This window comes from Crossiella sp. S99.2 (assembly GCF_023094165.1).
In the GTDB taxonomy this organism is placed as follows: Bacteria; Actinomycetota; Actinomycetes; order Mycobacteriales; family Pseudonocardiaceae; genus Crossiella.
The window spans coordinates 407,576-424,630 of record NZ_JALMDK010000006.1 but is presented as its reverse complement, the minus strand read 5'-3'; the positions used below and the strand labels follow the sequence as shown (position 1 = coordinate 424,630).

Annotated in this window: 14 protein-coding genes; 11 read left to right on the top strand and 3 right to left on the bottom strand. The window is 70.9% G+C overall.

Annotated elements, in window-relative coordinates; all coding sequences use genetic code 11:
* Positions 1–193 precede the first annotated feature (193 nt).
* The 6 genes from MZC64_RS25125 (at position 194) to MZC64_RS25100 (ending at position 6,198) form a co-directional block, all read left to right on the top strand.
* Positions 194–592: a lipopolysaccharide assembly protein LapA domain-containing protein gene (locus tag MZC64_RS25125; RefSeq protein ID WP_247759266.1), complete on the top strand. Its 399-nt coding sequence runs from the start codon at positions 194–196 to the stop codon at positions 590–592.
* 67 nt (positions 593–659) lie between these two features.
* The gene (gene ndk, locus MZC64_RS25120) at positions 660–1,076 is read left to right on the top strand and encodes a nucleoside-diphosphate kinase (protein ID WP_247759268.1); all 417 of its coding nucleotides are present in this window, start codon (positions 660–662) and stop codon (positions 1,074–1,076) included.
* Between the two features lie 115 nt (positions 1,077–1,191).
* Positions 1,192–2,124, top strand: coding sequence for an ABC transporter ATP-binding protein (locus tag MZC64_RS25115; RefSeq protein WP_247759269.1), 933 nt, complete (start codon positions 1,192–1,194; stop codon positions 2,122–2,124).
* Positions 2,124–2,963, top strand: a complete 840-nt coding sequence (locus tag MZC64_RS25110; RefSeq protein WP_247759270.1) for an ABC transporter permease — start codon at positions 2,124–2,126, stop codon at positions 2,961–2,963. Before MZC64_RS25115 ends, MZC64_RS25110 begins: the two co-directional genes overlap by 1 nt.
* A 1-nt stretch (position 2,964) precedes the next feature.
* Complete coding sequence (locus MZC64_RS25105) at positions 2,965–3,867, top strand: ABC transporter permease (RefSeq protein WP_247759271.1); 903 nt, start codon at positions 2,965–2,967, stop codon at positions 3,865–3,867.
* A gap of 366 nt (positions 3,868–4,233) precedes the next feature.
* A complete protein-coding gene (locus MZC64_RS25100; protein WP_247759279.1) occupies positions 4,234–6,198 on the top strand; it encodes a TIGR03960 family B12-binding radical SAM protein in 1,965 nt (654 codons plus the stop codon).
* A 63-nt stretch (positions 6,199–6,261) separates the two neighbouring features.
* Here MZC64_RS25100 and MZC64_RS25095 read toward each other — a convergent pair whose 3' ends face one another.
* From MZC64_RS25095 to MZC64_RS25085, 3 genes are all read right to left on the bottom strand, one after another.
* The gene (locus tag MZC64_RS25095) at positions 6,262–7,656 is read right to left on the bottom strand and encodes a S8 family serine peptidase (protein WP_247759281.1); all 1,395 of its coding nucleotides are present in this window, start codon (positions 7,654–7,656) and stop codon (positions 6,262–6,264) included.
* A 78-nt stretch (positions 7,657–7,734) separates the two neighbouring features.
* Entirely contained in the window at positions 7,735–9,135 is a 1,401-nt protein-coding gene (locus tag MZC64_RS25090; protein WP_247759283.1) for a S8 family serine peptidase, read from the bottom strand.
* Positions 9,136–9,229: 94 nt separating this feature from the next.
* Positions 9,230–10,696, bottom strand: a complete 1,467-nt coding sequence (locus tag MZC64_RS25085; RefSeq protein ID WP_247759285.1) for a S8 family serine peptidase — start codon at positions 10,694–10,696, stop codon at positions 9,230–9,232.
* A 217-nt stretch (positions 10,697–10,913) separates the two neighbouring features.
* On the opposite strand from MZC64_RS25085, the gene MZC64_RS25080 reads away from it, so the two are divergent.
* From MZC64_RS25080 to obgE, 5 genes are all read left to right on the top strand, one after another.
* A complete protein-coding gene (locus tag MZC64_RS25080) occupies positions 10,914–11,675 on the top strand; it encodes a TIGR03936 family radical SAM-associated protein (protein ID WP_247759286.1) in 762 nt (253 codons plus the stop codon).
* A gap of 188 nt (positions 11,676–11,863) precedes the next feature.
* Positions 11,864–14,641 (top strand): translation initiation factor IF-2 N-terminal domain-containing protein, encoded by a 2,778-nt coding sequence (locus MZC64_RS25075; protein WP_247759288.1) that lies wholly within the window; start codon positions 11,864–11,866, stop codon positions 14,639–14,641.
* 237 nt (positions 14,642–14,878) lie between these two features.
* Positions 14,879–15,187 (top strand): 50S ribosomal protein L21, encoded by a 309-nt coding sequence (gene rplU / locus MZC64_RS25070; protein WP_185002164.1) that lies wholly within the window; start codon positions 14,879–14,881, stop codon positions 15,185–15,187.
* 15 nt (positions 15,188–15,202) lie between these two features.
* Positions 15,203–15,460, top strand: coding sequence for a 50S ribosomal protein L27 (gene rpmA, locus MZC64_RS25065; RefSeq protein WP_185002165.1), 258 nt, complete (start codon positions 15,203–15,205; stop codon positions 15,458–15,460).
* Between the two features lie 107 nt (positions 15,461–15,567).
* Positions 15,568–17,043: a GTPase ObgE gene (gene obgE / locus MZC64_RS25060; RefSeq protein WP_247759292.1), complete on the top strand. Its 1,476-nt coding sequence runs from the start codon at positions 15,568–15,570 to the stop codon at positions 17,041–17,043.
* The last annotated feature ends 12 nt before the right edge of the window (positions 17,044–17,055 follow it).

Here is a 17,055-nt window from a genome sequence, read left to right as displayed (position 1 = left end):
CTGAATCCCGCCCTGGGGACAGCGGCTCGGCTGCTTGGGTGGCGCGCCGGGCCGCCGTAGGCTCGACTGGTGGTGCGCGCGGCGCGCGTCCCGGTCTCGGTCGGGCGGTGTTTCGCCCAACCGGTGAATCGAGTGGTCGCTGCGGGTAGCCGAAATACCTGGGGAGAACCCGCGCTGGAAGGCAGGCACCACGATGAGCGAAGCCCAGACCCCCGACGGCTCCGGCCAGCACACCGGCGAGCACCAGCGCCCCGACCCCGGCTCCGGCCAGCGCACTGATCCGCGCGCCGCCCGCCGCCGCGCGAACGAACGCGCCGCCCAGCCCGGCGCCGCGCAACCGGGGCGCAACCGCCTCGGCGGCCTGTGGAGTGTGTTCGTGGTGGCGGCCGTGGTGCTGCTGCTGTTGCTGGTGTTCATCCTGGAGAACAGCCAGGACGTGCAGATCTCCTACTTCGGCATCGCCGGCACGTTGCCGCTGGGCGTGGCGCTGCTGCTGTCGGCGATCCTGGGTGTGCTGCTGGTGGCGGTGCCCGGGTACGCGCGCATCATCCAGCTCCGCCGGAGCGCGAGGCGGGGGAGCGGACGGGGCTGAGCGGCCCGCCAGGTAACCTGCGCGCGAGCATCCCGAGCCGGTACCCCGAACAAGGAGAACGTACGTCGTGAGCGAGCGCACCCTGGTCCTGGTCAAGCCCGACGGCGTTGCCCGCGGCCTGGTCGGTGAGGTCATCTCCCGCATCGAGCGCAAGGGCCTGAAGCTGGTCGCGCTGGAGCTGCGCAACGTCGAGCGCGGCGTTGCCGAGCAGCACTACGCCGAGCACGACGGCAAGCCCTTCTTCGGCAGCCTGCTGGACTTCATCACCTCCGGCCCGCTGGTGGCCGTCGTGGTCGAGGGCACCCGCGCCATCCCGGCGTTCCGCCAGCTGGCCGGTGGCACCGACCCGGTCGAGAAGGCCACCCCCGGCACCATCCGCGGCGACTTCGCCCTGGAGACCCAGTTCAACCTCGTGCACGGCTCCGACTCGCCCGAGTCCGCCGCCCGCGAGATCAAGCTCTGGTTCCCCAACCTCGCCGGCTGAGCCGGATACAACAGCAGTTCCGAAGGCGTCTCCGCAGGTCAGCGGGGACGCCTTCGGTGTGTGTCCTGGAAAAACACGTTCAGTTCTGTCGGTGCCCTCGGCTACGGTCGCCTGCGTGAACGGCGACGATTGGCTGGTCGAGGCGAACGGGCTCTCCAAACGTTTCGGCGACTTCGAGGCGGTCCGCGGCATCGATGTGAAGGTCCGCGCCGGTGAGGCGTACGGCTTCCTCGGGCCCAACGGCGCGGGCAAGTCCTCCACCATGCGGATGATCGCCTGCGTGTCCCCGCGCAGCGGCGGCGAGCTGTCCGTGCTCGGCCTGGACCCGGACGTGCAGGGCCCGCGGATCCGCGCCCGCATCGGCGTGGTCCCGCAGCAGGACAACCTGGACACCGAGCTGACCGTCCGGCAGAACCTCCAGCTCTACGGCCGCTACTTCGGCCTCTCCCGCGCGCACGTCAAGGCCAAGGCCACCGAGCTGATGGACTTCGCCCAGCTCGCCGACCGCGCCGACGCCGAGGTCGACTCGCTCTCCGGCGGTATGAAGCGCAGACTGACCATCGCCCGCTCGCTGGTCAACGACCCCGAGCTGCTGCTGCTCGACGAGCCGACCACCGGCCTGGACCCGCAGGCCCGCCACCTGCTGTGGGACCGGCTGTTCCGGCTCAAGCAGGCAGGCGTCACCCTGATCATCACCACCCACTACATGGACGAGGCCGAACAGCTCTGCGACCGCCTGGTGGTGATGGACAACGGCCGCATCGTCGCCGAGGGCTCACCCGCCGACCTGATCGCCGCCCACTCCACCCGCGAGGTCCTCGAACTCCGCTTCGCCCCCGGCCACCAGACCGAGGCCGCGCCCACAGTCGCCGACCTGGCCGAACGCGTCGAGATCCTGCCCGACCGCCTGCTGCTCTACACCGCCGACGGCGAGTCCGCGCTGGCCGCCGCCCTCGAGCGCGGCATCCGCCCGATCACCAGCCTGGTCCGCCGCAGCTCGCTGGAGGACGTCTTCCTCCGGCTCACCGGCCGAACCCTGGTGGACTGATGACCAGCGACCAGACCGAAGACCGCGCCGAGCCTGGGCACCGGCGCGCCACCGGCAGCCCGGTAGGCGCGTTGCGGGCCGCTTTCCTTGTGGTGGAAGGAAAGTGGACCTGGTACCGGCGTAACTGGCGAGCCACCTTCTTCTCCAGCGTCGGCCAGCCCCTGCTGTTCCTGCTCGCCCTCGGACTGGGCATCGGCTCCCAGGTCAAACCAGGGGCCGTGCCCGGCGGCGTGTCCTATCTGGAGTACCTGGCGCCGGCGTTGCTGGTCGTCTCGGCCGTGCAGAACGCGACCGGGGAGTCGACCTTCCCGGTGCTGTCCTCGTTCAAGTGGCAACGGGTCTACTGGGGCATCAACGCCTCACCCATCACCCCCCATCAGATCGTCGGTGGACAACTGCTGTGGACGGCGGCCCGGCTGCTGCTCTCCGGCGCCATCTACCTGGTGGTGGCCGCGTTCTTCGGCGGAGTCCGCAGCCCGCTGGTGCTCATCTCACTGCTGTTCGCCACGCTGGCCGGGATGGCCTTCGCCGCCCCGCTGACCGCCTACGTCGCCACCGTCGACGACGAGGGCCAGACCCTCGGCAACATTTTCCGCTTCGTGCTGATGCCGATGACCCTGTTCGCGGGCACCTTCTTCCCACTGGACCGCCTGCCCGACTTCGTCCAGCCGATCGCCTGGCTCACCCCGCTCTGGCACGGCACCGAACTGGCCCGCGGCACGGTGCTCGGCGGCCTGCAGCTGTGGCCGGCCCTGGGCCACGTCGCCTACCTGCTCGCCCTGCTGGCCGGTGGCGCCGCGCTGGCTGCCCGTAACTTCCGGCGAAGGCTGGCGAACTGACATGACCAACGACGACCGGATGACCAGTGACCGGATGACCAGTGACCGCGTGCTCGGCGGTGACGTGGCCGGTGGCCGGGTGGCTCAGGCCGGGCGCCGGTCCGGTGGGCCGCTGCTGCGCATCCTGCCCGCCGGGCTGTACGCCGGCCGGGGCCGGATGCTGGTGGAGCGCGCGTTCCTGGTGAACCGCAGGTCCTGGCTGAACCTGGTGTCGGGCATCCTCGAACCGCTGTTCTTCCTCCTCTCCCTCGGGATCGGCTTCGGCAGCATGGTCGGCCAGGTCGCCGGGCCCGACGGTCAGCCGATGGACTACGCGATGTTCCTCGCGCCCGCGCTGCTGGCCTCCTCCGCGATGAACGGCGCCATCAACGACGCCACCTACAACGTCTTCTTCAAACTCAAGTACGCCAAGCTCTACGACGCGATCCTGGCCACCTCCCTCGGCCCACTGGACGTCGCCGTCGGCGAGATCACCTGGGCGGTGATCCGCGGCGGCCTGTACTCCAGCGGCTTCCTGCTGGTGATGTTCGGCATGGACCTCATCGCCTCACCCTGGGCGTTGCTGGTGCTGCCCGCCGCGCTGTTCGTGGCCTTCGCCTTCGCCGCCGCCGGCATGGCCTGCACCACGTTCATGCGCTCCTGGCAGGACTTCGACCTGATCCAGCTCGCGATCCTGCCGATGTTCCTGTTCTGCAGCACCTTCTATCCGCTGTCGGTGTACCCGCGACCGCTCCAGTGGATCGTGGAGTGGCTGCCGCTGTACCGGGCGGTCGAGCTGATGCGGGGACTCACCACAGGGCACGTCGGGGTCGGGATGCTGGGGCATCTCGCGTACTTCGTGGTGATCGCGGCAGTCGGGATGTGGGTGACCACCCGACGACTGGACAAGCTGCTGCTGCGGTGAGCCGGGCTCGCGCGGGATTTGTTGGCCGGCTTGGGAAAGGTGCTGCACGGACGGGTGAAGGTGGGCGGGTTTTGCCTGGGGGCGTGGCTAAGATCGGGACGGGCCTGCGCGCCTGACGTCCCCTCCCCCCTGGACTTGTCGCGCAGGCCCTCTTTTCTGGGCTCTGTCGGCTCGGTCAGGCGTTCGCGGATCCCGGCGGTGAAGCGGGGCGGGGTGCTGGTGGGCATGAGGCGAGCTTGGACCGGTGATGGCTGACGGCGCCAGCGGGTGCAGGCCGGGGCTGTGGATAACTCGCTATTGTGGATAACTCGCGATCTTGGAGTTGGCCGGGCAGAGGTATCGGCCAAGGGGCGTTACCCTGGTCGCGTGAGTGTGCAGTCTGTCTTCCCCCAGCTTGAACCGCTGCTTCCGCAGGTGTCCAAGCCCGTCCAGTACGTCGGCGGGGAGCTGAACGCCACCGTCAAGCCCTGGGAAGAGGCCGTTGTCCGGTGGTGCCTGATGTACCCGGACGCCTATGAGGTCGGCCTGCCCAACCAGGGCGTCATGATCCTGTACGAGATCCTCAACGAGCTGCCCGACGTGCTCGCCGAGCGCACCTACGCCATCTGGCCTGACCTGGCCAAACTGATGCGCGAGAACGGCGTCCCGCAGTTCACCGTGGACGGGCACCGCCCGGTGGGCGCCTTCGACGTGCTCGGCGTCAGCTTCGCCACCGAGCTGGGCTACACCAACCTGCTCAACGCGCTGGACCTGGCCGGGATCCCGATCCACGCCAAGGACCGCACCGAGGATCACCCGATCGTGCTGGCCGGTGGCCACGCGGCGTTCAACCCGGAGCCGATCTCGGACTTCCTGGACGCCGCAGTGCTCGGCGACGGCGAAGAGGCCGTCCTTGAGGTCACCGACATCATCCGGACCTGGAAGGCCGAGGGCTGCCCCGGCGGCCGGGACGAGGTGCTGACCAGGCTCGCCGAGACCGGCGGGGTGTACATCCCGCGGTTCTACGACGTGGAGTACCTGCCCGACGGCCGCATCCAGCGGGTCGTGCCCAACCGCGACCGGGTGCCCTACCGGGTGTTCAAGCGGACCACCATGGAACTCGACGACTGGCCGTACCCGAAGCAGCCGCTGGTCCCGCTGGCCGAGAGCGTGCACGAGCGGATGAGCGTGGAGATCTTCCGCGGCTGCACCCGCGGCTGCCGGTTCTGCCAGGCGGGCATGATCACCCGGCCGGTGCGGGAACGCTCGATCGAGGGCGTCGGCGCGATGGTGCAGCGCGGGCTGGCCAACACCGGCTTCGAGGAGGTCGGCCTGCTCTCGCTCTCCAGCGCCGACCACTCCGAGATCGCCGAGATCACCAAGGGCCTGGCCGACCGCTACGAGGGCACCAAGACCGGGCTGAGCCTGCCCAGCACCCGGGTGGACGCCTTCAACGTGGACCTGGCCAACGAGCTGTCCCGCAACGGCCGCCGCTCCGGGCTCACCTTCGCCCCCGAGGGCGGCAGCGAACGGCTGCGCAAGGTGATCAACAAGATGGTGTCGGAGGAGGACCTGATCCGCACCGTCAGCACCGCCTACGCCAACGGCTGGCGGCAGGTGAAGCTGTACTTCATGTGCGGTCTGCCCACCGAGACCGACGAGGACGTGCTGCAGATCGCCCGGATGGCCAAGGAGGTCATCAAGGCCGGGCGGGCCGCCTCCGGGCGCAAGGACATCCGCTGCACCATCTCCATCGGCGGGTTCGTGCCCAAGCCGCACACCCCGTTCCAGTGGGCAGCCCAGTGCGATCCGGACACCGTGGACGACCGGCTGCGCAAGCTCCGCGACGAGATCAACACCGACCGGTCCATCGGCCGCAACATCGGCATGCGCTACCACGACGGCAAGCCCGCGCTGATCGAGGGACTGCTCTCCCGAGGAGACCGCAGGCTCGGCCGGGTGATCGAGCGGGTGTGGCGTGAGGGCGGTCAGTTCGACGGCTGGGGCGAGCACTTCTCCTACGACCGCTGGGTGCAGTGCGCCGAGATCGAGCTGGCGCAGGTCGGCGTCGACCTCGCCTGGTACACCACCAGGGAACGCGAGGAGCTGGAGGTCCTGCCCTGGGACCACCTGGACTCGGGCCTGGACAAGGAATGGCTGTGGTCGGACTGGCAGGACGCGCTGGACGAGCGTGAACTGGACGACTGCCGCTGGACCCCGTGCTTCGACTGCGGTGTGTGCCCGGCGATGAACACCGACATCCAGGTCGGCCCGACCGGCCGCGTGCTGCTGCCGATCACCCCGGTCGGCACCGGCAGCCCGGTCAGCAACCCGGCGTTCAGCCAGGGCTGAGCCCAACGCGAAGGCCCCCGGTTTCCCTTGACGCACAAGGAAAACCGGGGGCCTTTGGCGTATTTAGCTGACCGCCTTGAGCGCGTTCACCAGACCCTTGCCGAAGAAGGCGTTGTCCCTGGCCGGGCCGGTGCACCGGGCGTCACCGGCCGGGCAGGGCAGCTCGTCCGCCTGATGCCCCAGCAGCCAGGCCAGCGCCTGCGGCGGCGCGCCCCGGTACTTCGAGGCCAGCAGCGCGGCCACCCCGGCCGCGTGCGGCGAGGCCATCGAGGTGCCGCAGGCGGTGCCGTAGCGGCCGCCCGGCAGCGTGGACAGCGGGCAGCCCGAGCCCTCACCGGCAGGCGGCGGCTGCGCGCCGTCGCCACCGGGCGCGGTCACGTCCACCACGCCCTTGCCGTAGCTGGAGTAACCCGACAGCTTCTTCGCGTACCCGGTGGCCGACACCCCGACCACACCGGCGAACTCGGCTGGCGCCTCATCGCAGTTCTCGTTCACCGGGTGCGGCTTGGCCGGGTCCTTGGTGGTGTTGGCCAGGTCGATCGCGCTGTTGCCGACCGCGGCCACGTTCAGCGCGCCGTTGCGCACCGAGTAGGAGATCGCCCGCCGGACCGCCTCGTGCCCGACCTTCTCACCCGGCTTGTCCTTGCACCAGAACATCCACGGGTCCATGAACCAGCTGCTGTTGGTGACCTGGAAACCCTTGGCGCCGGACCACATGAACCCGCACACCGCGGACTCCGGGTAGATCATGCCCTCGTCGTTGACCACCTTCACCGAGGCCAGCCGCACGCCCGGCGCGACGCCGGTGATGCCCTGACCGTCCTTGGCCGCGGCGATGGTGCCGGCCACATGCGTGCCGTGCGAGGAGTTGCTCGGCATCCAGGCCGGCTTGTCCTGGACCGGGTGCCCGGTGGTGCAGCCCGCGGACAGCGCCGGGTCCACCGCGGCCTTCAGGTCCGGGTGATCGGCGTCCACGCCGGAGTCGAGCACCCCGACCACCACCCGCCGGGAGCCGACGTTGATCTTGTTGGCCTCATCGGCCTTGATCTGGCGCATGTCCCAGGACCGCGGCGAGAGGTCCTCGGTCACGCCCCGCGCGCTGACCTCGGCGGTCGGCGCGACCAGCCGGGAGGTCGCGGCCAGGGCCTTGGCGGCCTTCTCCGCGCTGTAGGCGCGTTCCAGGGTGAACCGGGACTCGAAGGTGGGATCGGCCGAGGTGGCCACCGCCACGCCGATCTCCCGGTAATAGCTGTCGGTCTTGCCGCACTTGCGGCTGACCTCCCTGGTCGCCGCCCATTCCGGCGTGCCTGGGGTGAACAGCACGACGTGCCGGTAGGCGGTCCCGCTGGGGTCACAGGGCGCCGCGGCCGGTTCGGCGGCGGCCGGGGCTGCCCCCAGCGCGCCGCCGATCAAGGCCGTCGCCGCCAGCGCGGTGCTCCATCGACGTGTTGCCGACACACTGCCTCCCCAACTAGGTGACACTTCCGGTGAAGGAACCTAGAAGGGCGAGGCGGTGCGGCACAGCGGCCGGATGGCTTAGCGCACCGCGCGCAGCGCGTTGACCTGCCCGGATCCGAAGAACGAGTTGTTCAGCTTCGAGCCGGTGCAGCGCTCGTCGCCACCGGGGCACGCTTTCGGATCGGCCTGCGCCGCCAGCAGGAACCGCAGGTGGGCGGCCGAGCGGTAGGGCAGCCCGGAGGCGATCAGCGCGGCCACCCCGGCGGCGTGCGGGGAGGCCATCGAGGTCCCGCACATCGACCCGTACTGGCCGTCCGGGATGGTGGACAGCGGGCAGCCGGGGCCCTGGCCGGGCGGCGGCTCGGTGAAGTCACCGCCGGGCGCGCTCACCGTGATCGCGCCGCGGCCGTAGTCGCTGAAGCTGGACAGCGAGCCGTCGAAGCCGGTCGAGGACACCGACACCACGCCGGGCAGGCCGCCGGGCAGCAGCTTGCACTTCTTGTCCACCGGGTGCTCGGCGGCCGGGTCGTGGGTCGGATCGGTCAGGTCCAGCGCGAAGTTGCCCGCGGCGGCCACCGTCAGCACCTCGGCGCGGTGGGCGTAGGCGAGGGCGCGGCGGATGGCCTCGAAACCGACCCGCTCACCCGGCTTGTCCTGGCACCAGAAGAAGAACGGGTCGGCGAACCAGCTGTTGTTGGTCAGGGTGAACTTCTTCGCCGCCGACCACATGAACCCGCACACCGCGGACTCCGGGTAGATCATGCCCTCGTCGTTGATCACCCGGACCGAGGCGATCCGCACGCCGGGCGCGATGCCGGTGATGCCCTTGCCGTCCTTGGCCGCGGCGATGGTGCCCGCCACGTGCGTGCCGTGCGCGGAGCCCAGCGGGGACCAGGCCGCGACCTCGTTGACCGGCTTGCCGGTCTCACAGCCCGCGGACAGCTTCGGGTCCAGTGCCTTGACCAGGTCCGGGTGTTTGGGGTCCACGCCGGAGTCGAGCACGCCGACCACCACGTCCCGCGAACCCGGGTTGATCTTGTTCGCTTTGTCCGCGCCGATCGCGCGCATGTCCCAGGACTGCCCGGACAGGTCCTCATCACCCGCGACGACGGCCTGCACCGACTCCAGTTTCGCGGTGTGGTTGCGGCCCAGGCCGGTCACCGCGTCCTTGGCCTTCTTCGCGCTGTAGGCCTTGTCCAGCCCGACCCGCCGGTCGAAGGAGGGGTCCACCGAGGTGGCCACCGCGACGCCGATCTCCGGGTAGTAGTGGTCGAACTTCCCGCAGTTGCCGGTGATCTCCTGGCGCACCTCGCGTTCCCGCGTGTGCGGCCGGACCACCACCACGTACTGGTAGGACGTGCCCTCGGTGGCGCACGGCGTGCCGGCCGGCGCCGCTCCCGCGGCCGGTGCGCCGCTCAGCAGCACCACCCCGGTCGTCATGGCCAGCGTCGCCGCCCCCAGGCGGCCGAGCTTCGACATCCGATCCTCCTCGCCAGCGTGGAAAACGGGCACAGTCGATCACGGAAGCACCCGGTTTTCCCAGAGCCACGGGGAAATTCGAACCGTTCGGGGGTCAGTCCCGGACCGCGGCGAGCGCGTCCACCATGCCGTGGCCGTAGAAGCCGTTGTAGCCGGCGTAGCCGTTGCAGGTGGCGTCCTGCGCGCCGTCGGAGTTCAGGTCGTAGTCGGCCGGGCAGTCCAGCGACACGGCCTGCTGGCCGAGCAGCCGGGTGAGCTGGGCCGGGCTCGCCGAGCGGTAGCGGGAGGCCAGCAGCGCGGCCACCCCGGTCACGTGCGGGGTCGCCATCGAGGTGCCGCACAGGTAGCCGTAGCCGCCGTGCGGGACGGTGGAGAGCACGCAGCCGTTGTCCAGCCCCGGCGGGGTCTGCCGGTGGTCGCCACCGGGCGCGGTGAGTTGCGCCACACCCAGACCGTAGGAGCTGTAGCTGGCCTTGACCCCCTCGGCACCGACCGAGGACACCGCGACCACCCCGCGTAACTCGGCGGGCAGCGCCTCGCACCGGTTGTCCACCCGGCCGCCGGGCAGCCCGAGTTTGGCCGCGGTCGCACCGGGATTGGCCAGGTCGACCGCGTCATTGCCGACCGCGGCCACCGCGAGCACGCCGCGGCCGACCGCGTAGCGCACCGCGCGGCTGACCGCCTCGTGCACCACCCGCTGGCCGGCCCGGTCCCGGCAGGTCAGCACCCACGGGTCGACCAGGAAGCTGTTGTTGACCACCCGCATGCCCTTGGCCGCGGCCCACATGAACCCGCAGACCACCGACTCGGGGTAGACGTAGCCGTCGTCGTCGACCACCTTCACCGAGGCCAGCCGCACCCCGGGCGCCACGCCGGTGATCCCGCGACCGTCCTTGGCCGCGGCGATGGTGCCTGCCACGTGCGTGCCGTGCGGGGACTCGGTGGGCAGCCAGGCGCTCCGCCGCTGGTCGGCGCGGCCGGTGACACAGCCCGCCGAGGCGGCCGGGTCGACCGCGGCGGCCAGGTCCGGGTGCCCGGCGTCCACCCCGGAGTCGAGCACGCCGACCAGCACGTCCCTGCTGCCCACGGTGACCTGGTTGGCCTGGTCGGCGCGGATCGCGGCCATGTCCCACTGCTCGTCGGTGCGGTCCGTGCCCGCCGGGCGCCGGTCCGGAGCGAGTCGGGGACCCGCGGGTCCACGGCCTGCCGACTTCTTGCGCGCGGCCCTGATCTGGGCCTCCGCGCTGACCACCCGGTCCGCGCCGAGCCTGCTGACGAAGTCGGGATCGGCCGCACCGGCCACCGCGACGCCGATCTCCGGGTAGTACGCGGTGGTGGCGCCGCAGTTGGCCTTGACCTGCGACTCCGCCTCGGCCGCCGTCGTGCCGGCCGGGAAGAGCACCAGGTAGCGCAGGGGCAGCCCAGTCCGGCAGGGCGCGACCGACTCGCCGGTCCGCTCGGGCGCCTCGGGGTTGGCGCCAGCGGGCACGGCGAGCAGCCCTGCCCCGGTCAGCGCGGCCAGCAGGGTCGCGCCGATCCGGACACGGAAGGGCAGAGGCACGGGGGGACCTCCGTCATCGTGTACATCGGCTCGGTAATACGGACGTCTCGGGGTTGTCCGCGTACCGATTCCGCCCGGACGGTAGCCATGGTGGCCCGGCCAGACAAGCGTGTCGACCGGGTCATGCCGGTAGCCTCTTCGACCAGTCAGACCGGAACAGCCCGCCCGAGGAGCAGACCTGTCGACTCAGCACCAGCCCAACCCCTCCGCGTCCGCGGTGCAGAAACTGCGCCTGCGTTACGCCAAACGGGGCAGGCTGCGTTTCACCTCACACCGTGACGTCGCTCGCGCCTTCGAGCGCGCGTTGCGGCGGGCCGGCGTGCCGATGGCCTACTCGCAGGGCTTCAGCCCGCACCCGAAGGTCTCCTGGATCGGCGCCGCGCCGACCGGGGTGGCCAGCGAGGCGGAGTACGTGGAGATCCAGCTCGTGCACCGGGTCGACCCGGAGATCCTGCGGGTCGAGCTGGACACGGCGCTGCCGCCGGGGCTGGACGTCCTGGAAGCGGTCGAGGCTGGTCCGGGCACGTTGCCGGAGCGGATCGAGGCCAGCCGGTGGCGGATCGAACTGCCGGGGGTGGACCCGGCCGAGCTGGCCAAGGCGGTCGAGGAGCTGCTGGCCAGGGAGGTCGTCGAGGTCGAACGACTGCTCAAGGACGGCCGCCGGATGATCGACGCCAGGGCGGCCGTGGTCGATCTCCGGGTGGATTCGGAAGTTGAGACGACAACCACCCATGTGGGTGATGGGCCGCAACCCGGCCTCCGGTGTGGGATACTCACAGCGGTCGTACGGCAGACAACACCTACCGTCCGGCCGGATGACGTGCTGAGCGCGCTCCGCGTCGTCGCCGATCTCGTGCCACCGGTACCCGCGAAAGCGAGCCGACTGGCTCAAGGACGGCTTGACGACAGTGGTGACCTCACTGATCCGCTCGCCCCTGACCGGGAGGCAACCCCGCCGGTGCTCGACGCACCGCGGTAGGTCGGTGGTAGACGGCGCAGAACGTCGTCAAATGACCTGACCGTCTGGCGCCCGGACCCATGTCCGGGGACACAGGGGGTTGTGGAGGATTCCTGCCGGGCTGCTCAAGCGGTGCGGCGGTGACTGGAACAGAAAGGCCCCTGCGCGGCCGCGTCCGAGTTGGACGCGCCCGGGGGCGGAGGAGCTGCATGTCGAACATGGAAAGCCCTGCCGGCAACACCGGCGGGGATAGCACCGCATCCGGGGAGCTGGCGAGCCTGCCCCCCAAGCTGCGGGTACACGCGCTGGCCAAGCTGCTCGGCGCCAGCTCTCGGGACGTCATGACGACGCTCGAGCAGCTCGGTGAGACCGTGCGCAGTGCGCAGTCCAGCATCAGCCGGGATGTGGCCGAACGGGTCGCCGAGGCGTTGCTGCCTGCCGAGGACCAGGTGGATCTCGACGACACGACGCTGGACGCGCCGGTCGCCGAGGCCGAGCCGGAGCCGGTAGCGGCCCCGTTCGCACCGGTCTTCGCCGCACCGCAGCCGCTGTTCATGGCGCCTTCCCAGCCTGCCCCGGCCCCGGCCCGCAAGCGCGCGCCGGAGCCGGTCGCCGCGCCGGTGGAGGAGCCGGAGGCCGAGGACGAGGACCAGCACGACGAGCACGCCGAGGGCGGTCTGGACGACGACGAGGACGCGGGCAACCGCCGCCGTCGCCGCCGGGGCCGTCGCGGGCGTGGCCGTGGTCGCGGCGCGGCCGAGGACGGCGAAGAGGGTGAGGACGGGCTCGACGAGACCGAGCAGTCCGCGCCCGCCGCCGCCGAGGAGCCGGTCGCCGAGGACGATGACGAGGACGACGAGGCCGGGGGCACCCGCCGCCGTCGCCGCCGTCGCCGGCGCAAGGGCGGTGCGGACGACGAGTCCTCGCCGCGCGCCGACGACCCGCCGAACACCGTGGTGCACGTCCGCGAGGTGCGGGAGAACCGCCAGGACGCCCCGCCCGGACCGCTGTCCTCCGACGACGAGGTCCGCAGCGTCAAGGGCTCGACCCGCCTTGAGGCCAAGCGGCAGCGCCGCCGGGACGGCCGCGAGGCCGGTCGCCGCCGCGCGCCGATCCTGTCCGAGGCCGAGTTCCTCGCCCGCCGCGAGGCGGTGGACCGCAAGATGGTGGTCCGCGAGCGCGAGGACCGGATCCAGATCGCGGTGCTGGAGGACGGGGTGCTCGTGGAGCACTTCGTGACCTCCTCCGGCAGCGGCTCGCTGGTCGGCAACGTCTACCTCGGCCGGGTGCAGAACGTGCTGCCCAGCATGGAGGCCGCCTTCGTCGACATCGGCAAGGGCCGCAACGCGGTGCTCTACGCCGGTGAGGTCGACTGGGACGCCGCCGGGCTGGAGGGCAAGGCCCGCAAGATCGAGCAGGCACTGTCCACAGGCGACAGCGTGCTGGTCCAGGTCACCAAGGACCCGGTGGGGCACAAGGGCGCCCGGCTGACCACCCAGATCAGCCTGCCGGGCCGCTTCCTGGTCTACGTGCCCGGTGGCGGCGCCACCGGCATCAGCCGCAAGCTCCCGGACACCGAGCGCAAGCGCCTCAAGGACATCCTCAAGCGGATCGTGCCCGAGGACGCCGGCGTGATCATCCGGACTGCCTCCGAGGGCATCAGCGAGGACGCCCTCGGCCGCGACGTCAGCAGGCTGCGCGCGCAGTGGGAGATCATCAAGGAGAAGGCGGACGTGCCCAAGGCACAGGCTCCGCAGCTGCTCTACGAGGAGCCGGACCTGCTGATCAAGGTCATCCGCGACCTGTTCACCGAGGACTTCTCCGGGTTGATCGTGCAGGGCGCCCAGGCCGGCGAGGTGATCGAGAACTACGTGCAGCACGTGGCTCCCGACCTGGCTTCCCGGATGCGCAAGCACGTCGGCGCCAACGACGTCTTCACCGAGCACCGGATCACCGAGCAGATCACCAAGGCGCTGGACCGCAAGGTCTGGCTGCCCTCCGGTGGTTACCTGGTCATCGACCGCACCGAGGCGATGACCGTGATCGACGTGAACACCGGCAAGTTCACCGGGTCGGGCGGCAATCTCGAGGAGACGGTCACCCGGAACAACCTGGAGGCGGCCGAGGAGATCGTCCGCCAGCTCCGGCTGCGGGACGTGGGCGGCATCATCGTGGTCGACTTCATCGACATGGTGCTGGAGTCCAACCGCGACCTGGTGCTGCGCAGGCTCACCGAGTGCCTCGGGCGCGACCGCACCCGGCACCAGGTGGCCGAGGTGACCTCGCTGGGCCTGGTGCAGATGACCCGCAAGCGGGTCGGCACCGGTCTGCTGGAGGCGTTCAGCGCCACCTGTGAGCACTGCCGCGGACGTGGCCTGGTGGTCTCCACCGAGCCGATGCACTCCCACGGCGGCGGCAACGGCGGGGCCAAGAACGGCAACGGCAAGAGCGGCAACGGCCAGAACGGCAATGGCAACGGGAACGGTTCCTCGGCGGGTGCTCCCGCCGCGGCCGGTGCGGGCTCGGGTGCGGGCTCGGCTGGCAAGGAGGGGCGCCGGTCCCGTCAGCGCAACCGCGGTGGCGGCCAGGAGCAGCCCGCTGCCGAGGCGGCGACCGAGGTCGCGCAGGCCGAGCCGGTCGAGGTCGCTCAGCCCGAGCAGGCCCCGGTCGAGACCGCGCCGGTGACCGTCCAGGCCGAGGTGGTCACGCCCGAGCAGCCCGCCACTGGGCGGACCCGGGTGCGGCGCTCGCGGGCCCAGGCCGCGCCGGAGCCCGTCGAGCAGCCCGTGGCGGCCGAACAGCCCGCCGCGGTCACGCCCGAGCCCGTGGCGGCCGAGCCGGCCGGTGCGGCGCTCAACGGCCACGGTGGCCAGCACGAGGAGGAGCGGGAGCCGGCGACGGTCCCCGCGGCCGCCCGCAGGCGTCAGCCGCGCCGGGCCGTCCGTCGGGCCGCAGGCCCGCCGGTGGCCGGTATCAAAGAAGGCTGACAAGCGAGAACGTGCTGGGCGCCACCCCGGTTTGACCCAGTTGACGGCGGGGCCGTAACCTGATGTACGGCCCGCCGTCAGGCGGGCTGAATCATGGCCTTCGGTCATGAAGCGCAGCCCGCCCAGGTGCAATACCCAGGGCGTAAGGCGCGCCCGATCAGTCAGGATCAGGACCTACGGGTCCGGTGCTGACTGCGAGGAAATACCGACACCGAGTAGCAGGAGACTTCCGGACCTATGTACGCGATTGTCAAGACCGGCGGCAAGCAGTACAAGGTGGCTGTCGGCGACGTCGTCGAGGTCGAGAAGCTGACCGGCGAGCCGGGCGCTGAGGTCTCGTTCCCCGCGCTGCTCGTCGTGGACGGCAACGACGTCATCACCGACGCGAACGCCCTGGGCAAGATCGCCGTGACCGGCAAGGTCGTGGAGCACTCCAAGGGCCCCAAGATCCGCATTCACAAGTTCAAGAACAAGACCGGCTACCACAAGCGCCAGGGTCACCGCCAGCGGCTGACCAAGGTCGAGGTCACCGGCATCGCGAAGTAAGGGATCTGACTAGCCATGGCACATAAAAAGGGCGCATCCAGCTCCCGTAACGGCCGCGATTCCAACCCCCAGTACCTGGGTGTGAAGCGTTTCGGTGGCCAGGTCGTCAAGGCCGGGGAGATCCTGATCCGTCAGCGCGGCACGAAGTTCCACCCGGGTGTGGACGTCGGCCGCGGCAAGGACGACACGCTGTTCGCGCTGTCCGCCGGTGCGGTGAAGTTCGGCATCAAGCGTGGTCGCAAGACCGTGAACATCGTCCCGGTCGAGGCCTGAGGCTTCGTTCCGAGACACTGCACGACCTTGGCGAGGGGCGCGGCCGGAGGAATATCCGGCCCGCCCCTCGCGTCGTGTATTCGCAGAGTGAAAATGTTGGAGGAGCAGTGTCTCGGTTCGTCGACCGCGTTGTGATCAACGCGGCGGCCGGCAACGGCGGCAACGGGTGTGCCTCGGTGCACCGGGAGAAGTTCAAGCCGCTCGGCGGACCGGACGGTGGCAACGGCGGCCGTGGTGGCGACGTCGTGCTGGTGGTGGACGGCAACGTGCACACGCTGCTGGACTTCCACTTCCGCCCCAACGCCCGCGCGGGCAACGGCAAGTTCGGCAAGGGCTCGCACCAGGACGGCGCGGTCGGCGAGGACCTGGAACTGCGCGTCCCGGACGGCACCGTGGTGCTGGGCGAGGACGGCGAGGTGATCGCGGACCTGGTCGGCGAGGGCACCCGGCTGATCGCGGCCCAGGGCGGCCGCGGCGGACTGGGCAACGCCTCCCTGGCCAGCCGGGCCCGCAAGGCGCCCGGATTCGCGCTGCTGGGTGAGCCCGGTGAGACGCGCAGCCTGGTGCTGGAACTCAAGTCGGTGGCCGACGCCGGTCTGGTGGGCTTCCCCTCGGCGGGCAAGTCCTCGCTGATCGCGGTGATGTCCGCGGCCCGGCCCAAGATCGCCGACTACCCGTTCACCACGCTGGTGCCCAACCTGGGCGTGGTCACCGCGGGCGAGATCGTCTACACCGTGGCCGACGTGCCCGGCCTGATCCCCGGCGCCAGTGAGGGCCGCGGCCTCGGCCTGGACTTCCTGCGGCACATCGAGCGCTGCGCGGTGCTGGTGCACGTGGTGGACTGCGCCACCTTCGAGCCCGGCCGCGATCCGGTGTCCGATGTGGACGCGCTGGAGCTGGAGCTGGCCCGCTACACCCCGTCGCTGGGCACCAAGCTCGAGGACCGGCCGCGGATCGTGGTGCTGAACAAGATCGACGTGCCGGACGCCCGCGAGCTGGCCGAGATGGTCACCGCGGAGTTCGAGTCCCGTGGGCTCAAGGTGTTCCCGGTCTCCACCGCCACCCGCGAGGGCCTGCGTGAGCTGAGCTACGCGCTGGCCGCCGAGGTCGAGGCGTACCGGGCCGCTCAGCCCAAGCAGGAGGCCACCCGGATCGTGCTGCGGCCCAGGGCGGTCGACGAGCAGGACTTCACCGTGGTGGCGGACCCGGAGCGGGAGGGCGGGTTCATCGTGCGCGGTGAGCGGCCCGAGCGCTGGGTGCGCCAGACCAACTTCGACAACAACGAGGCCATCGGCTACCTCGCGGACCGGCTGAACCGGCTGGGTGTCGAGGTGACCATCGCCAGGATGGGCGCGGTGCCGGGCTGCCCGGTCACCATCGGCGACATGACCTTCGACTGGGAGCCCTCCACCCCGGCGGGCGTGGCCGCGATGGGTCCGACCAGCGGCCGGGGCACGGACACCCGGCTGGAGCCCAACGACCGGATCGGCGCGTCCGAGCGCAAGCACGCCAAGCGGGTGCGGCGCGGGCTGGTCGAGGTCGAGGACTTCGGCGACGAGGAAACCAAGAACGACAAGGAGTGACCACCCCGGTGG

Coding starts and splice junctions, on each gene's coding strand:
- MZC64_RS25105 (WP_247759271.1), top strand. CDS start 2,965: ATGACCAACGACGACCGGATGACCAGTGACCGGATGACCAGTGACCGC.
- MZC64_RS25075 (WP_247759288.1), top strand. CDS start 11,864: ATGTCGAACATGGAAAGCCCTGCCGGCAACACCGGCGGGGATAGCACC.
- rplU (WP_185002164.1), top strand. CDS start 14,879: ATGTACGCGATTGTCAAGACCGGCGGCAAGCAGTACAAGGTGGCTGTC.
- MZC64_RS25110 (WP_247759270.1), top strand. CDS start 2,124: ATGACCAGCGACCAGACCGAAGACCGCGCCGAGCCTGGGCACCGGCGC.
- rpmA (WP_185002165.1), top strand. CDS start 15,203: ATGGCACATAAAAAGGGCGCATCCAGCTCCCGTAACGGCCGCGATTCC.
- MZC64_RS25125 (WP_247759266.1), top strand. CDS start 194: ATGAGCGAAGCCCAGACCCCCGACGGCTCCGGCCAGCACACCGGCGAG.
- MZC64_RS25090 (WP_247759283.1), bottom strand. CDS start 9,135: ATGTCGAAGCTCGGCCGCCTGGGGGCGGCGACGCTGGCCATGACGACC.